The organism is Grimontia marina (assembly GCF_900060185.1).
Classification (GTDB): domain Bacteria; phylum Pseudomonadota; class Gammaproteobacteria; order Enterobacterales; family Vibrionaceae; genus Enterovibrio; species Enterovibrio marinus.
The window spans coordinates 120563-138853 of record NZ_FIZY01000006.1; the positions used below are offsets into that span (position 1 = coordinate 120563).

Genomic DNA, 18291 nt, shown 5'->3' on the forward strand with positions numbered 1-18291 from the left:
CAAAAACGGACGCTTAGTAGGCGTCCGTTCTTGTACTTAGTATTTGCTCACCACCAGCTCAGTGTAGCCAGTATCAGGATCATGCTCTCGACTGAACCCGTAACCATCAAACTTCAGTAAACACACTTCCGCGGTGTGACTGACAACACACCCATCCATCAAGTGCCCGCCTGTGACAGCGCCTTGTTCATCCGCAACCGAAATATGTAAATGAACATGCTCTGGCGTGAGCGTGCCTGACACAGAAATGATTTCGAAAGGCTCAGATTTTCTCAGCGTAGATTTTCCATCCGCCACACGAATCGTTAATTCAGACAGACACCCTACCAGCGATGCAACACAGCCAGCTTGAATGTGGTGCGATTTCACTGCATCGAGTATGGACTGCTTGAGATCTGCGCCTCTGGTAAGACGAAATGCAATGGGTTCAACAGATGACATGGCGACTTAAACGATGGTTATTTAAATGACTTGTGTGGGAAAACGTTGCAGATACGTTGTTGCACTTTGTGGTCAATATCTTTTGATAGAACCAGCTTGGCAGGATTAAAACGGTTTCGATACACCTTGATGGTGCCGCTGAAAGGCGTTCGTTTGTTGATTTCTTCACAGTCATGAAGAAAACCATGAGGGATTTTCCCTTTCTTATTAACAAGCTGACCGTCCTTAAACTTGATAAGAATAATAGGACGGTCAACCAAAAGATAAGCAAATAAAGCGATAAAGCTGGCTGCGAGAAAGTACTCCATGCAGACTCCTTACATGTCGAGCAAACTACTCAAATCCTTCTTCAGCGCATCTACTTTCTTGTTAGCATTCTGGGAACGGTTGGCTTCACCAATCAGGTATTCAATCGTGTCCGAGAGCGTCGCATCGAGTTCCTGCGCTTTCAAAGACAATTTTTCCCAAACTCGGAAGTCCAGGTCAATCGACTTTTTGCGAGTGTGCTCTTGTTCAGCATTAAAGTGACGCTTACGCTTCGCACGAATCGCCTGCTTGAGCTTAGTATCAAGCTCTGAAGACATATGTTCGCCGATCCATTCGATCACTTTTGTAGGCTCGTGTTCGAGCGCTAACAGTGACTTCACCGCAGCTTCGACCTCGCTGGTGTCGACATAACGCGTAACGTTCGCACCTTCTTTATGCTTTTTGACCAGATAGATCCATTTCCATCCGGCTTCGAGGTTTTCAAGTTGTTGATATTTCATAATTCGAGTTTTATTTGGTTGAGAGCAAAATAAATGTGAAATACAGTGACAGCGTAACAGCAGTTTACTTTTTAATCAAATTAACTCTGCGTATCTCTTTGATCTTTTCTATTCAGATATCAAAACTGAACCCTTTTGTATCGAGGCTCTATTCACTTCGTTTCTTTAACACCGACAACTGGTTATCTTCGCTACTTTGAAGGAGCGTATTCATTTATACTCATCGGTAATTAATACAATGAAAAAGTTGATACCCAAACGTATGCAAGAAGTTTCCTGGCAGTCCGTCGTGCCGCAGTTTTCTCATGTTGAAGCGCACATTCGTCAATACGCCGCTATCGAAGCGACCTCTCCTTGTGCATTGCAACCGAGATTAAAAAGCAGCATTGAACGTCTCGTTCATGAGCATCACTTCCCGCGTCTTCTTCTGGTGACAGCGCCAGATGTTTATGACTACCTGAAATTGCTCGAGAACATGGCGAAAGCGGCGCTACCGTCAGATGATATGCCTGTGGTCATCGCAGAGAATATCGATGAAGTTCAGCTGTTTGGCGCAGTGTATCCGAACAACTCGGATGTGACAACGTCACGAACTGTAAATGGTCTCCTCCATCAAGCAAATGGCGGCGTGCTTCTCATTTCTCTTGGCTGCATTCTTGCCCAACCCAACGTTTGGAGCCGATTGAAGTCTCTACTTTCAACAAACAAGCTTGGCTGGAAAAGCGCAAAGCCTGATGTTTACTGCGAGCTACCACCACCTTCAGAAATTTCCGTCAGAGTTATCGTTGTTGGCGATCGCGCATTGATGTCTGACTTTGAAGCTGGCGAACCTGAATTACATGGTTTGGCGAGCTACACCGAATTCGAACAGGACATGTATCTGACTGAAGAGAACGTTGGTACCTACCTGTCAGTGCTAAAAGGCCATCAACAAGCTTTTGGTATCAAGCCTCTCGATCCAGAAGCCGCTCAACGTGTTATGCAGGCTGGTGCAAGATATACCGAAGATCAGGAAAGATTGCCGCTCTGCCCGCTTTGGACACAAACCTTATTGCGAGAAGCTGACTACCAAAGCACTGGCGAGACAATTGTGGCAGCAGATGTTGAAGCTGCCATCGAAGCCAAATACTTCAGGGAGTCTTACCTGCCATTACGCGCGGTTGATGACATCCACAAAGGTCAGGTATTCATTGATACCCGTGGCGAACACATAGGTCAGGTAAACGGCCTAACAGTGATTGAAATGCCAGGACATCCGATGGCTTACGGCGAGCCCGCACGTATTTCCTGTGTGGTTCACTTCGGTGACGGCGATATTGCAGATGTTGAGCGTAAAGCAGAACTCGGTGGCAACATACACGCCAAAGGGATGATGATCATGCAGGCGTTCGTTAGTGCTGCGCTGGACTTAGACGAACCGCTGCCATACTCCGCCTCCATTGTGTTTGAGCAGTCTTACTGTGAAGTTGATGGCGACAGTGCTTCCCTTGCTGAGCTTTGTGCGTTTGTCAGTGCCCTGTCTCAAACCCCAATTAATCAAAGCATCGCCATCACCGGTGCTGTTGACCAATTTGGACGTGTACAGGCCGTTGGCGGCATCAACGAAAAAATCGAAGGCTTCTATCACATCTGTGAGCATAGAGGTCTGACAGGTGATCAGGGCGTTATCTTGCCCAAGACCAACCTCAACGCGCTGTGCCTGAGCAAAGAAGTCACTGAAGCTATTCGCGACGGAAACTTCCACATTTGGGCAGTCGAACATGTTGAGGAAGCTTTCCCACTGATCACAGGCTTACCATTTAGCGGTGATGAGGAAGAGGAAAATGGTGTTGAAACTGAGACACTTCTCGGCAAAATAGCCCAGAGAATTGATGTTTTTCATCACGGTGAGACCCGTCACACATCCTTAATAAATAAGCTTAAAAACTGGTTAAAACACAACTGATCCGAGTTGTTTAGCTTACACGTGTACGCTAATCTGCTCCTATCTTTTTGCAGGAGCAGTTTAATGCTAATGAAACGCCACTCTTATGACAGAGACGACCTCCTAGCCTCTAGCCAAGGAGAGCTTTTCGGCCCAGGTCGTCCACAACTTCCAGCACCTAACATGCTGATGATGGATCGCATTTCTAACATCACGGACGAAGGTGGTGACCACGGCAAAGGCTTTATCATTGCCGAGTTAGACATTACTCCAGACCTGTGGTTCTTCGATTGCCACTTCCCTGGTGACCCAGTTATGCCTGGCTGTCTTGGCCTTGACGCGATGTGGCAGCTGGTTGGATTCTTCCTCGGATGGGTCGGTGGTGAAGGTAAAGGTCGCGCACTGGGTGTTGGCGAAGTGAAATTTACCGGTCAAATCCTGCCTACGGCAAAGAAAGTGACTTATGAAATCCAGATGAAGCGCGTTATCAACCGCAAACTGGTGATGGGTCTGGCTGATGGCCGTGTGCTGGTGGATGGCAAAGAAATCTACGTAGCGAAAGACCTGAAAGTAGGTTTGTTCCAAGACACCTCTTCTTTCTAAGTCGATATCGACACGCCAAATTCTAAACCGCCTCCGGGCGGTTTTTTGTTAATTGTTGTTTTACCTCCTCTACTGTCCCCTTAACAAGCTAAATGCTAGCCACTATCTCTCAGTAGCGATGTGTAAGTAGGAGCAATATTATAAAGTTATAGTGCATTAAGTGGTAAACAAAAGCCCCGTTTTCCGGGGCTCATGTATAGTTTGGTATGGGTTAAAAAGTTACTTCAGCATCGATACTTTCGTATCTCGACCTTCGCGCCAACCTCCTAGCCATTGGCTGCGCGCGTCCATGGCTTGATAGGGACATGTCTCAGAGGATCGACCGTTTACACCAGCTTGATAGCCTTTCGCTTGTGCTCGCTCTAAACGATCTCGCTTCTGTCTTTTCATATATTCGCCCTCTTATCCTAAGATGGTTGTATCTTTTCAGTGAGGTTTCATTCAAGTTGATCTTTTATGACCCTCACCAATTAAGATTCACGCATGGTTAATAAATAATCAAGCATCGAAAGGCTCATCCAACATAAATTTGTGAAGATGAGCCAGAAAGTGAAATTACTTTTTACGACGGAAAATACCGCCTAATGCCAGCAAACCAAGGCCTAGCACACCAATACCACCACCGCTACGTTCTATGGTTCTTACTTCATACGGACGAGCAGTAATTTGAGCGGTATCGTCACGAGTCAGTTTGACCGCAACCAACTCTTCAGTGCCGTTACAACGTGCATCATGCGCAACGGATGAATAACCGCCAGCACAGTAGAATGCAGAAGCGGCGATAGCACCATCGTCATTGATATCAAAGGCTTCTGCGATACGGAACTGGTTATTATTGCCCGAAGCATTTCCGTCATTGGTCAGGTCATCTAAAAGCCAAGCAGACGAACTGCCAATCGCCCCACCATGTGCGTAGATGTAGCCACGTTGACGGCGTGAACGATCACGAGCGTTTTCAGTGTCTACCTTACCCACCAGCTCATTATTGACGTTGATAGCGGCGGCAGTACCGTTATAGCCAGTGAAGAAAAGTGCGTTTTGGGAAGAGCCAAGAAGTGTTGTCTTCGTTTCATCACCATTACCAGTCGGAGCATTTACAAAGATAGTTTCTGCATAAGCACCGTTATTCAAACGCGCGCTTTTCGCCACACCGACAACTAGACCGTTGCTGTTGATGTCAGTCGCTTCTGTATAGCGATAAACAATGTCGCCGCCTTGGCGTATATCGACGCCAGGGATGAGTGACATTTCCCAGCAACGTTTCGTTGCACCATCGATACAGTTAGCAAAGTCATTTACTGGTGTATATTTCACTGCTCGAGCATAGAAGCGGCTGTCATTATAAGTATTGAAGCCAACCATCGTTGGTGCAGTGGCACCAGATACCATAGCTGCAGCATTTACGCTCGCCTGAGCCGTATCATCGGTATTCCCCGTAGGCGCATTGCTTGGCGTTTGGAAGTCGGCAATTGCAAAAGCATTGACTGCATCATTTTCAGTGATACCAGATGCAAGCCAGATTGACGCTTGGTTTGCAAACTGGAAATACTGACAAGCGCGGTCTGAGTAATCAAGGCTATTTGCACAGCTTGAAAGATTCCCTAAGCCAATATCCTGTGGAACTTTGTTTCCATTCCCAGCATCAGCCATGTTTGCCACTGAAGCAGAACCGAAAACAATTGTCTTGCCTGCTGCGTCAATTACACCGTTGGCGTTGGTTTGCCCAATACCATCTATAACGGAGCCCAAACCAGTCGGTGGCAATAGCTCTGCGTCACCGTAGAAGCCTCTTCTTTGGAAAGCACGCGCATTGTTAGAGCCTACTTTGAAGTAAGGGCTACTTGAAGCACCTACCGGAATTGAACCACTAACTGCATTTATAACCACATTTGTCGAGGCTGGATCAGGATTGCTCAAAGAAGTATCCTCAATGCCATCGCCAAATGGATTTACATCAGCACCATCGAGCTTGGCAACACTATTGCTGCTAAACCCTTGTGTCCAAGCATCGATTTCTTTCTTTAGACCACCAAGACAGTTTTGTTCGCTGTCTTGGCTATTACAGACGGTTCCGCTGGCTTGAACGCCATACCATTTCTCGTCAGCCCACTCTTCACAGGTGTTATAGCCGAGATAATCACGACAATAGCGGTAAAGGTCATCCTGACTGTTGATGAAGTGCTCGACATCAACCATGTACGGAAGCTCTTCTGAATAATTCAGACCAACCGGGCCGCTTAGCCCTTCTACGGCTACCTTCGAAGAATCAGAAGAAATAGCGGTTGCCTGAGAGGAATTGCTTGAAGGCGAGTCCAATAGTTGAACTTGGTAATAAGCAGCATTTGCTACCGCAGGGATACCTGCTATCGCAAGCGCGATAGCAGATAGTTTGAATTTGTTGAATTGCATTACGATTCCTTTTGCATCTCTTCGAGTTCTTCCCATCGTTCAAAGGCGGTTTCCAACTCAGCTTCTGCCTCGCTCAAACGCTGCAGGACAGGCTGGGTTTCTTCCGTGCTTTTCTGGAAGAACGCAGGATCGTTTACCGATTCCTGTATTTGCGCGATTTCATTCTCTAGGTTTTCAATAAGCTGTGGAAGTGCTTCAAGCTCTCTTTGTAACTTGTAAGACAGTTTTTTGCCCGGCTTATTGTTATTTGCCTGTTTTTTAGGCGCTTCTTCCTTTGGAGTTTCCTTCGCTTTCGTTTTTTCTGATTCGATGGTCTTGAGGTAGTTCTCACGCTGCTGCATTGCATCGTGATAGCCACCGACAAATTTACGGATGACACCATCGCCTTCAAAAATCCAGCTATGGGTTACGGTATTGTCGACGAACTGACGATCGTGGCTCACCAACAGTAACGTACCCTGATAATTGGCAAGCAATTCTTCCAAAAGTTCCAGCGTTTCGATGTCCAAATCGTTGGTTGGTTCATCGAGTACCAAAAGATTGCAGGGTTTTAGGAAAATGCGTGCCAGCAGAAGCCTGTTTTTCTCGCCACCTGACAGCGCTTTTACTGGCGTACGGGCTCGACGTGGATGGAACAAGAAGTCTTGTAGATAACCGAGCACATGTCGCTTACGGCCCCCGACTTCTACTTCCATTTTGCCTTCTGCTAAGTTGTCGATAACCGTCTTTTCCGGATCCAGTTTTTCGCGGTACTGGTCAAAGTAAGCGACTTCCAACTTGGTACCCACATGGAACTTACCGGAGTCTGGTGAGATTTTTTCCAGCATCAGCTTCAACAGCGTACTTTTACCGCAGCCATTGGGGCCGATCAGCGCGATACGATCTCCGCGCATCACATTGAAACTGAAATCACCGATGATCTTTTTACCATCCCAATGGTAATCGATGTCACTGGCTTCAAACACAATCTTGCCCGAGCGTACAGCTTCATCCAGTTGAATGTTTGCATTGCCCTGCACTTCTACGCGATCTGCACGCTCTCGACGAAGCTGTTTCAGAGCGCGAACACGACCTTCATTGCGGGTACGGCGTGCTTTGATGCCTTGGCGAATCCAGGTTTCTTCCTGAGCCAGTTTCTTATCAAATTCGGCATTTTGCTCTGCTTCCACGCGGAGCATCTCTTCTTTGCCTTCGAGATATTTCTCGTAGTCACCCGGCCATGAAGTCAGTTGGCCACGGTCCAAATCGACAATACGGGTTGCCATAGATCGGATAAACGCGCGATCGTGCGAAATGAAGACGATGGCACCTTTGAAATCTTTCAGGAAGGTTTCCAGCCAGATGATGGTTGCCACATCAAGGTGGTTGGTTGGCTCATCAAGCAGCAGAACGTCAGGATCACACACCAGCGCGCGAGCCAGCGCCGCTTTGCGCTGCCAGCCACCAGAGAGCTCGGAAAGCTTTTTAGTGCCATCCAGTTTCAATGCGCCTAATACCGTGGTCAGTTGGTTTTCAAAACGCCATGCACCGGAATGTTCCAGTTGCTCTTGAACACGTGCCAAGCGATTAATGTTCTTCTCGCTTGGGTCATGCTCAATTAAGCCCAGAAGGTCGTGATACTCTTTGAGTTGCGCACCAACCTCTGCCAATCCTTCAGCGACATAATCAACAACACTTCCCTCAGCATCACGCGGAGGATCCTGCTCTAGTTGGGAAACTTTCAGATCTTGTTGGCGGTTAATGCTGCCGTCGTCGAGTTGAACGGTGCCATGAATCACCTTCATTAAGGTTGATTTACCTGCGCCATTACGGCCAACCAAACAAACCCGCTCGCCCTGCTGCAGGACAAACTCTGCGTGATCCAGCAACGGGTTATCACCATAAGCCAGTTGCGCGTTAGTGATGTTAATCAATGCCATGTTTTACTAACCAAGTGTTTAAAGCTGAAGAATCGAATGGCCAGCCCAGTTCATCGTCGACTGAGCCGTCATTATTTTGGAGAGAAAGCACCGGAATGGTGACGCCGTAACGCTCAAACAAAGCGTCATCAAACGCTATGTCTACAATGCGCAAGGCAGCGGTTTTACCCGCTGCCTGATATAGCGCCAATGCCTCTTCACATAAGTGACACCCTTCCGTGCTGTAGAGGATTAAGGCCATTAACCTTCCTTGTGTGTGATAATCCAACAGTTATGAATCTGCTTGTTACGCTCAAAATCCGTAGGGATTGAGCGATTTGTAATGTTCTGAGCTTGTAAGCCTACCTCTGCCAGCGCTTCGACATCCATTTTGAAGTTACGCTTGTTGTTAGAGAAGACGATTTCGCCGCCTTCACGCAGCAGGCGCTTAAGCTCTGTCATCAGTTTGATGTGATCTCGTTGGACATCAAACGTATCGAGCATGCGCTTAGAGTTCGAGAAGGTCGGCGGATCGATAAAAATCAGGTCATATTGCCCTTTCGCCAACGACAGCCACTTCAGGCAGTCTGCTTGCTCAAACATGTGTTGACGACCTACTTTGCCGTTAAGCTTCATGTTGCGCTCAGCCCACGCAAGATAGGTTTTCGACATATCTACCGTGGTCGTTGATTTAGCACCGCCTACTGCTGCGTGAACGGTCGCTGTGCCGGTGTAAGCAAACAGGTTGAGGAAATCTTTGCCTTTCGCTTTTTCACCCAGCATCTTGCGTGTATAGCGGTGATCCAGGAATAAGCCCGTATCCAGGTAATCGTAGAGATTCACCTCTAACGTCACACCGTATTCTTGAACTTTCATAAAGCGCTTGGCTTCACCTAACTTCTCGTACTGGTTGGTACCCTTTTGCTTCTCTCGGGTTTTCAACACCACGTTATTGGCATTGACGCCCGTCACAGCGATGGTTGCGCGAACCATGTCCAGCAGACGACGACGTGCCTTCTCTTCTGGGACGGTTTTAGGCGGTGCATATTCCTGAATAACAATGTTGTCGCTGTAACGGTCAATTGCCGCGTTGTACTCTGGCAGGTCTGAATCGTATAGACGGTAACATTCAACACCTTGTTGCTTAGCCCACTTTTCCAACTTCTTGATATTTTTGCGAAGACGGTTGGTAAACTCAGGCGCCACATCAGCGACCGGCGCAGGCTCACCCTGTGACGTTGTCACCTCACCACGTGCGGTAATGTGATAAGTCTTCATCACACAGTCAAGCGCACCATTACGGAGCTTGTAAGTATTGTCTGCTCGCATGCGCAAGCAGCTCAGCAACTCGTCAGAACCCGAGTAGATGGATGCTATCGAGCCTTTAAATTGGCTTTTCAATTGAACGCCAAGCTGAGTGTATAGCGCGATAAGACCTGGCGTAGTGCCCAGACGCTCACCGTATGGAGGGTTACAGATGATATTGCCTTCTTCGAAGCCTTCTGGACGTGCCAGTTCCGCTGCATCGCCCAACTCAAACTGAATCAGTTCAGCTACACCAGCACGACGGGCGTTTGCTTTGGCGGTTTCCAGTACGCGACGGTCGTTATCGAAGCCGAAGAACTTACTTTCGCACTTCGCAGGGCCTTTCTTCGACTTGAAAGTTACTTCTGCGTGTACTTCCATCCACTCTTCACGATTGAATGATTTCAGTGCTTCAAAGCCCCAACGCTTGCGTTTCAAGCCTGGCGCCACTTCCGCGGCCATCATCGCCGCTTCAATCAGCAAGGTACCGGAACCACACATTGGGTCCAGCAAAGGCTTATCAAACGTCCAACCACTTTTCATGACCAATGCCGCAGCATTGGTTTCACGAAGCGGTGCAGCGCCAGATTCAGTGCGATAGCCGCGTTGGTGCAAGCCAGAACCCACCATGTCGATACCCAGTAGGCCTTGCTCTTTAGAGAGTCGCATGTGAATGCGTAGGTCTGGTTGCTCACGATCGATGCTAGGGCGATCCAAGTCCGCCTTGACGAAGCGGTCTACAATCGCGTCTTTCACTTTCAACGCACCATACTGGCTGTTTCGGATTTCACGGTTTGTACCATTGAAATCAACAGCAATACGCTTTCTCTCGCTGAAATATTGTGGCCAGTTAATGGCAGATGCGCCCAGATACAGGTCCATGTCGTCACGCACTGCGAATTCACCCAAAACAAGAATGAAGCGTGACGCCGTGCGGCTCCATAAACAGCACGTGTAGAGAGTTTTTTCATCCGCGCGGAAGCGAACACCAGCGCTTACAGCTTTCACACTGCTGGCACCCAGTTTTTGTAGTTCTTCTGCTAGCAGATTTTCTAAACCGCGGGAGGTAATTGCTAAATATTGATTCATGGAAATGGATTCTGAGGAATGTTGCGCGCGATTATAAACGAATTCAGACGCCAAGGCTCTATCAAGGGTGATTTATCTCACTATTTTCCTTGATATCGAACGCTATTGTTTTTGCACTGAGGCTGAAGAAATTCACTGAGCGCCACAAGTCATTGAGTGGCTCCAAAAGCGCTTTGCAGTAGAAGCACCTTTCTCTTAGCAGCAATGCAACTCCCACTTTTATCCCTTTATCCAAAACACTAAATTACGTTTCCTCATGGAAACACTGGAAACACCACTAAACAAATACCTCATCTAGCATCACTTCCACCATCTTATCACTCAGTTATCATCATATAGTAAGCACACACTTATCCACAGAGCTTTAAATTTAAAGGTATATAAGTTTCAGCTCATTGAATACTATTTCCCACTGGGAAACACCACTCACCCCGCCAATCTGGTATACACCAAAGGTCAATTTAAACTAAAAATCAGGCAATAAAGGGGGAAATTGCACCCTTATCGTTTATATATTTGAACTAAATTTGGTGTTATTGGTGTGATAAGAAAGGATAAAAAGAGAGCTGATGGAATCTATTTATGTGATACAAATCACAATAAATACCTATTGAAGATATGTCTTAATTTTCATTTACAGAGGTGATTCCTTTCTAAACTGTCAGAAATTTTGTCAGTGATTTTGAGAATAACCTTGCCCTTATTAGAGAGCAGTTGACCTTAAAAAGACCTTTGTTAAGGATGGAATGAACCACAAAATGTAGTGCTACTAATACCTATTTCAGCAAATCATTACAATTTCGTTTCGTTGTTTTTCCGGTATTAGAGAGAGTGAAATGTCACGATAGGAGGTATTCAGCCACTTCTCCTTTCGGGGAAGAAGTACGCAAACAGCTGATATTGAAAGCATAGGTATATCTGTAACACTCGTATTCAGAGGTCATCAATACGTTCAATTCCAGGCGAATTTCGCGAGGAGTGGTGAGTGGCATAGATAAGTAGGCGTATTAAAGCCCTCTCTTTGAGAGAGTTGACTGGCGTCATGTATCTTCATGTTGATGGGTAGACAGAAAGAAAATCTTGGCGAGAGTATTAGATAAGAACAGAAAGAAATGGGGCTGATAGAAGCCGCTCTATCAGCCCACTAACGCATAATGACCACTGCCGTTATCGTATTGCTGTTGGTATGTCGATAATCGGTCATTCATTACTTTTATAGCTTCACAAAACCGCATTTTTTTAGTGTCGTTCAGCGTAAGCGGTGTCTCGCTGGCGTGCATACACAGTGATGCACAACCTGCGTTTTCGATCACCAGAAATGCTTCGCTGCCGTAATCGGTTTTAAGTTCAATGATGGAGCCTAATTCAGGAGAGAGGGCTCCCTCTTGATCATGAAAAAACCAGCTTTTAGGTAGAAGCGGTTTATGGAAGCGTTTTGCTGCCACTGCGTTCAAAACGAGTTCGGCCTTTCTAGGGCCGGTTATAGGTAGAGCACTTACTGCATCTGAGTAAGCTTGAAAGAGTGATGCGTCGTCGACTGAAAATGGGGTTTCAACAAACGCATCGGGGATAAGGTGCTTTTTTTCAATAGCAACACGAAAGACCATCTCCTGCCCCAAATCTAGCATCAGCGTTTGAGCTTCGGAATCGAAGTACCACTTCCATGCATTGTTTGGCTTCAACATTGTTTTCGCTCCTGCGACAACTTAAGATTCGGTCCGTGACCATCAAAATTAAAGGTGCTTGCAAAGAAGTGTAATTGGCGGGAGATAAAAAAAAAGGGGAAACAAATCCCCCTTCTCTTTCAATGCACTTAATTTTCTAGGTTAAATATTTCGAACTATATCTTTTATTAGACGCGGTCCATGGTAAATGAAACCAGAGTAAACCTGAACAAGTTCAGCTCCCGCCATTATCTTCTCTTTCGCCGCCATTACCGAATCAATTCCACCTACACCAATGATTGGTAGTTTGCCATTCAGTTCCTGATGCAAACGGCGAATCACTTCGGTGCTCTTGTTTTGAACCGGCCGGCCACTCAAGCCCCCCGCTTCGTGCGCATGAGGCATGCCTTCTACCAATGAACGATCTAGTGTGGTGTTGGTTGCAATCACGCCATCAATCCCATGACGAACTAAAGAGTCAGCGACCTGAACCAATTCGTCTTCCGTCATGTCCGGTGCTATCTTCAGTGCGAGAGGAACATACTTGCCTTTCTCATCTGCCAATTTGTTCTGACGTACCTTCAATGAAGAAAGCAGATCATCCAGGGCTTCGCCGTATTGCAGAGAACGAAGACCCGGTGTATTCGGAGAAGAAATATTGACCGCAATGTACCCTGCATGGTCGTAGACCTTATCCATACAGATCAGGTAATCGTCTTTGCCATTTTCCAATGGCGTATCTTTGTTCTTACCGATGTTAATACCGATAATACCTTCATACTTGGCCTTCTTAACATTCTCTACCAGGGCATCAACTCCATGGTTGTTAAATCCCATGCGATTAACAATACCCTCTGCTGGAAGAACACGGAACAAACGAGGTTTTTCGTTTCCATCCTGTGGACGCGGTGTCACCGTTCCCACTTCTACGAAGCCAAAACCCATAGCCCCAAATGCATCAATGCACTCACCGTTTTTATCAAGACCTGCCGCAAGGCCAACTGGGTTTTTAAAATGCAGTCCCATGACTTGAACAGGACGAGGAGGAAGATGCTGACGATAAAAAACGTCGAGAGGAGTGCCGGTGAAACGTGATAAGTTCTTCATTGCCAGATCATGAGCATGTTCTGGATCTAACTGAAAAATTGCCGATCTGGCGAGGCGGTACATCATGTAACCTCCAAAAAAAGCCCCGAGTAAACGGGGCTGTATTATTAACGCTTTATCGAATTAATTCAAATTTAAAAGCGTAAGTTCCCGCAATGCAACGGAGAATTTCGCGAATTCGTGGGCAGAACCGATTTTAAACTCGGCAACGATACTTTCCCAACGTCCTAAGCTCACCGCATGCTCGACCATCCAAGATTCTAAACCAAGCTCTGCACTATCATCTTTCTTCATGCCTTCCAGAAGGTGAGCAGTCAACATACGTTGTTGCCAGTCCAGATCTTCTCGGAATGAAGCACGGGCCAGTGCCTGCCAATGGTTTTCCACTGGTTGGTTAGTGATTTGTTTGAGAAACCAGTGAAGCGACAGCGTATCACCCAAAACAAAGTAAAGGCGGGCAACCACGTCGAACGGTTTCTTCATTTGGTCAGAAACCTGAGCAAGATCCAAACCTGCGTAGAAGCTTGTCAAACGAGCAACTTTATCCGCGATGTCTTTCGGCACACCTTGAATGAGGTACTCTTCCGCCTGTTCTTCATGCTCTTTAAGTTCAGTTGGAACCAAGTATTTATCAAGGTTATCAGCCAGATTCTTAACCGCAGGTTTGTAGAACGCAACCTGTTCTTCAAGGCCCATCCCTTTCATTGGGTTGCGAAGGATCCAACGCGTTGCGCGGCGCATCATTCGTCTACAGCGATACATTACTGCATACTGAACCTGAGCTGGCAGTTTGTTATCCAGAGCCCGAACATCTTCAAACGTCTGGCCAAAATCAAATACTTCACGGGCTATCGCGTAAGCCGCTGCAATATCTCCAACGCTTGCGCCGGTTTCATCCTGCATGCGGGTCACGAAGTTAAAGCCCATATCGTTCGACATTTGGTTGGCCAGGCTTGTCGCAATAATTTCACCACGTAGAGGGTGTGTTTCCATCGCATCACGATAGTTACGCTGTAACTCTTGTGGGAAATATGCTGGCAACAATTTACCGAAATGCGGATCTTCTGTGATTTGTTCAATCACCAACTGTTCTTTCAGTACCATCTTGCCGTAAGCCACCAGTACAGCAATCTCTGGACGGGTTAGCCCGACTCCACGCAGCTGACGCTCAGCCAATGTTTCATCATCTGGCAGGTATTCCAAAGCGCGATCCAACTTACCTTCTTTTTCCAGGTAATGGATAAACCGAATCTGCTCTTTAAGTAGAGATGCCTGCTGCTCGGATGTGACAGAAATAGACTCACTCTGGCAATAAGCGTCATCGAGCACAATGTCGGACACTTCGTCTTCCATGCGTTCAAGTACTTGATTACGCTGCTTGAAGGTCAGATCCCCTGCCGCTACCAGCCCATTGAGCAAAATCTTGATGTTAACTTCGTTATCCGAGCAGTCTACACCTCCGACGTTATCAATAAAGTCGGTGTTAACACGGCCGCCGTTCATGGCATATTCGATACGACCCAGTTGCGTCATACCCAAGTTACCACCTTCACCAACGATGCGCGCGCCCAGTTCATTGCCGTTAACACGCACTGCGTCATTTGCGCGATCACCCACATCGGTATGTGTTTCTGATTCCGACTTGGTATAAGTGCCGATACCGCCATTCCAGAAAAGATCCACATTTGTTTTTAGGATCTGTTTGATCAACTCGTTAGGCGTCATGGTCTGCTTGCGCACACCTAGCATCTTCTGTATTTCAGGCGTTAGTTCAATGGATTTCGCTTTCCGCGAGAACACACCACCACCCTTCGAGATCAACTTCGGATTGTAATCTTCCCAGCTTGAGCGAGGCAGTTTGAACAAACGATCGCGTTCCACCCAGGATTTCGCTGAATCTGGATTTGGATCAATAAAGATATGAAGATGGTTGAACGCAGCAAGCAGTCGGATATGTTTAGAAAGCAACATACCGTTACCGAATACGTCACCCGCCATGTCACCCACAGCCACACATGTGAAGTCAGTTTCCTGACAATCGATACCTATTTCGCGGAAGTGACGTTTCACCGACTCCCAACCACCTTTCGCCGTGATACCCATGGCTTTATGGTCGTAGCCATTTGAACCACCCGATGCGAACGCGTCGCCTAACCAGAAGTTATATTCTTCCGAGACCGAGTTCGCGAGATCTGAGAACGTCGCCGTACCTTTATCTGCTGCAACAACCAGATATGGGTCATCCTCATCATGACGAACCACGTTTATAGGAGGTGTCAGGTCACCTTCAACAATGTTGTCAGTGATATCCAAAAGGCCGCGTATGAAGATACGGTAGCAACGCTGACCTTCAGCGAATATCTCATCGCGTCCGCTTAGTGAATGTTGTTTCTTACAGACAAAGCCACCTTTCGCACCGACTGGCACAATAACGGTGTTCTTAACCTGTTGCGCTTTCACCAAGCCTAACACTTCAGTACGGAAATCTTCCTGACGGTCAGACCAACGCAAACCACCACGCGCCACTTTACCACCACGAAGATGCACACCTTCAATGTCTGGTGAGTAAACAAATATCTCGAAGAAAGGCACCGGCTTTGGAATTTCCGGAATATTCGAAGGCTGCAATTTCAGAGACAAATAGTCTTTGCACTCGCCAGTTTCTTTGTCTTTCTGATAGAAGTTTGTACGAAGCGTCGCTAAGATCATCTCCATATAGCGTCGGATGATACGGTCATCATCCAAGCTTTCAACCTGCTCAAGCTCTTCTTCGATCTTGCCGATGACTTGCTTCTGTTCTTTGTCGCTGCTCTTCTTCGGATTGAAGCGGTTACTGAACAATTCAACCAGTAGTTGCGCCAAATCCGCATGGGATGCCAACGTTTCTTCAATGTATGATTGACTGAATGGGAAGGCAACCTGACGCATATATCGCGCGTAAGAGCGAAGGATCGTCACTTCACGTCCACTCAGACCGGCATTCAGTACCAAACGGTTGAAGCCATCGTTTTCGAGTTTACCGTGCCAAATACCTGCAAAAGCATCTTGGAAACGATCACGCGCTTCGGATAAAACAAAACCTTTGTCTGCGCTGTGTAACATTGAGAAGTCGAGGATCCAGTATACATCGCCCGACGTGGTTTCTACCTTATATGGCGCTTCACCAATCACACGAAGACCGAGGTTTTCGAGCATTGGCATCACATCTGACAAGTGAATCGCTTCATCTTTCTGGAACAATTTCAGACGAACAGAACGTGAGTCCTGAGGTTCTTCCTGAGGACGATAGAAGAGCATATCTAATTTCTTCTCTTCGCTCAGGCCTTCAAGGCGTTCAATGTCAGCGACAGCCGACCCCGGCAACATCGCTTCTTTGTATGAACGTGGGAATGCCCCGAGATAGCGCTTCGCCACCGGCGTACCAAGGTTTTCACCAAAGGTGGTAATCACTGCTTCTTGAAGACGATCATCCCAGGTTGATGCTGCTTCAGTCAGGTTCTGCTCTAATTTCTTCACATCAATGTCAAAGTTGTTGTTATCTACACGGACAATGTAATGGGTCCTCGCCAAAGGACTTTCAGAGAAGAAAGTGTTAAACTCAACGTCTTGGTCTGAGCCAAAGTAGTTACCCAGGATACGTTGCGTTGCGCGGCGGAACTCAGTGTTATAGCGTTCACGAGAAGCGTAAACCATGCAGGAAAAGAAACGCCCAAATGGATCACGGCGCACGAAGATCCTAAGCATGTCACGGTCTTGAACTTGTACAATACCCATACCGATATCGAGCATTTCAGACTCGCTCGCCTGGAACAGCTCATCACGTGGGAAGTTCTCGATGATATTAGCCAGCGCTTTCCACGAGTGTGATCCCTCATAGTAACCACTGATCTCTAGGATCCTTCTAACCTTGTTCTTCAAAACAGGGATATTGCTAGTTGACTGGTTATATGCGGAAGACGCATAGAGTCCATGGAAGCGATGCTCACCAATCACATTGCCTTTCTTGTCAAAGCACTTAATACCGATGTAATCCATATAGGCAGGACGGTGAACGCGCGATTTGCTGCTGCCTTTATTTATGACTAACAAGTCTTTGCGAAGCGCAGTTGCACGCGCCGACTCCGGCATTTCAGACAACTTCAAGCCCTGTCGTTTAGGATCCAGTTTCTTCGCTAGACCAAGGCCTTCTTGAGACGAAGCTTTGAGCTCGTGGTCACCTTCAATAGCATTGAGTTCATAATATTTATAAGCCATAAAGGTGAAGTTGTGAGTAGCTATCCACTCCAGGAAGTCTACCGCTTCTTGCTGAAGATCTTTGCTGACTGGCGGTTTGTCTTTCTTCAGTGAAGCAATCACTGATTTGATCTTCTGCTGCATTGGTTGCCAATCATTAACAATCAACGCAACGTCCGTTAGGGTTTCGGTCAGTTCTTTTTCGAGTGCTGACATTTCCCTCTTTGAACGCATTCGGTCGATTTCAAAGTGAAAGACTGTCTGCCTTACACCTTTTTCATCACCGATGGTCTTAACATTGCCCTTTGCGTCTTTCTCCACAGACAAAGGCCCGTTGAGCATTAAGTGCGATGCTATGTCCAAGCGGTTGAGTGTCATTCGGACGGAATCGACTAAAAACGGAGCATCTGGAGTGAGAATTTCTACAATAGTATGAGTAGACTGCCATCCGTCCCCACTCAGTGTAGGGTTAAAGACTTTAACGAAGATTTTATCTTGTTCGAAAGCGTTCAAATGATGCCACAGGCTAATAACAGCACCGTAGAGGTCGGATTCATTCCGTTCCTGCAAATCATCATCTGAGATGGGACCCAAAATCCTTTTTGCCAAAGTTTCTACAAGCGGTTGTTGTGTCTTGTCCAGTTTTTCAGCAATAAGATGATAAACCTTCTCAAGTAACACCGGCACAATAGGGTCACGCGCGGTCATGGTTTACTCCATATATTTTTTATGTGATCGCTATGAGTATAGAGGTTAATTAGTCTTTGCGACTCATGGAGTAGTTTAAGGCGTCATTTATAATTTCGTTACATCAATTTTCGTTAATTAGATTCGAGTTTTTAGTTATGTGA

The 18291-nt window shown here is 46.8% G+C and carries 13 protein-coding genes; 2 read left to right on the plus strand and 11 right to left on the minus strand.

Annotated elements, in window-relative coordinates; genetic code table 11:
- Positions 1–36: 36 nt before the first annotated feature.
- From GMA8713_RS05080 to matP, 3 genes are read right to left on the minus strand one after another with little or no spacing between them, the layout of a single operon-like run.
- On the minus strand, positions 37–441 hold the full coding sequence (locus tag GMA8713_RS05080) for a PPC domain-containing DNA-binding protein (RefSeq protein ID WP_062706457.1): 405 nt from the start codon (positions 439–441) through the stop codon (positions 37–39).
- Between the two features lie 17 nt (positions 442–458).
- Positions 459–749 carry a DUF3634 family protein gene (locus GMA8713_RS05085; protein ID WP_062706459.1) on the minus strand — a complete coding sequence of 97 codons (291 nt, stop codon included), beginning with the start codon at positions 747–749 and terminating at the stop codon, positions 459–461.
- 9 nt (positions 750–758) lie between these two features.
- Positions 759–1208: a macrodomain Ter protein MatP gene (gene matP, locus GMA8713_RS05090; RefSeq protein WP_062706460.1), complete on the minus strand. Its 450-nt coding sequence runs from the start codon at positions 1206–1208 to the stop codon at positions 759–761.
- 262 nt (positions 1209–1470) lie between these two features.
- Here matP and GMA8713_RS05095 point away from each other — a divergent pair, with 262 nt between their 5' ends.
- On the plus strand, positions 1471–3153 hold the full coding sequence (locus GMA8713_RS05095; RefSeq protein WP_062706509.1) for an AAA family ATPase: 1683 nt from the start codon (positions 1471–1473) through the stop codon (positions 3151–3153).
- A gap of 63 nt (positions 3154–3216) precedes the next feature.
- Positions 3217–3735: a bifunctional 3-hydroxydecanoyl-ACP dehydratase/trans-2-decenoyl-ACP isomerase gene (fabA, locus tag GMA8713_RS05100; RefSeq protein WP_002537089.1), complete on the plus strand. Its 519-nt coding sequence runs from the start codon at positions 3217–3219 to the stop codon at positions 3733–3735.
- A gap of 219 nt (positions 3736–3954) precedes the next feature.
- On the opposite strand, the gene rmf is transcribed toward fabA, so the two are convergent.
- From rmf to GMA8713_RS05135, 8 genes are all read right to left on the minus strand, one after another.
- The gene (gene rmf, locus GMA8713_RS26560) at positions 3955–4125 is read right to left on the minus strand and encodes a ribosome modulation factor (protein ID WP_082111327.1); all 171 of its coding nucleotides are present in this window, start codon (positions 4123–4125) and stop codon (positions 3955–3957) included.
- A 165-nt stretch (positions 4126–4290) separates the two neighbouring features.
- On the minus strand, positions 4291–6144 hold the full coding sequence (locus tag GMA8713_RS05105) for a DUF3466 family protein (protein WP_062706462.1): 1854 nt from the start codon (positions 6142–6144) through the stop codon (positions 4291–4293).
- Positions 6144–8063 (minus strand): ATP-binding cassette ATPase Uup, encoded by a 1920-nt coding sequence (gene uup, locus GMA8713_RS05110; RefSeq protein WP_062706464.1) that lies wholly within the window; start codon positions 8061–8063, stop codon positions 6144–6146. Before uup ends, GMA8713_RS05105 begins: the two co-directional genes overlap by 1 nt.
- Positions 8050–8304, minus strand: coding sequence for a glutaredoxin family protein (locus GMA8713_RS05115; RefSeq protein ID WP_062706466.1), 255 nt, complete (start codon positions 8302–8304; stop codon positions 8050–8052). Before GMA8713_RS05115 ends, uup begins: the two co-directional genes overlap by 14 nt.
- Positions 8304–10436 carry a bifunctional 23S rRNA (guanine(2069)-N(7))-methyltransferase RlmK/23S rRNA (guanine(2445)-N(2))-methyltransferase RlmL gene (gene rlmKL, locus GMA8713_RS05120; protein WP_062706511.1) on the minus strand — a complete coding sequence of 711 codons (2133 nt, stop codon included), beginning with the start codon at positions 10434–10436 and terminating at the stop codon, positions 8304–8306. Before rlmKL ends, GMA8713_RS05115 begins: the two co-directional genes overlap by 1 nt.
- 1136 nt (positions 10437–11572) lie before the next feature.
- Positions 11573–12121, minus strand: a complete 549-nt coding sequence (locus GMA8713_RS05125; protein ID WP_062706468.1) for a cell division protein ZapC — start codon at positions 12119–12121, stop codon at positions 11573–11575.
- 141 nt (positions 12122–12262) lie between these two features.
- Positions 12263–13273, minus strand: a complete 1011-nt coding sequence (gene pyrD / locus GMA8713_RS05130) for a quinone-dependent dihydroorotate dehydrogenase (protein WP_062706470.1) — start codon at positions 13271–13273, stop codon at positions 12263–12265.
- 57 nt (positions 13274–13330) lie between these two features.
- Positions 13331–18148 (minus strand): NAD-glutamate dehydrogenase, encoded by a 4818-nt coding sequence (locus GMA8713_RS05135; RefSeq protein ID WP_062706472.1) that lies wholly within the window; start codon positions 18146–18148, stop codon positions 13331–13333.
- Positions 18149–18291 lie beyond the last annotated feature (143 nt).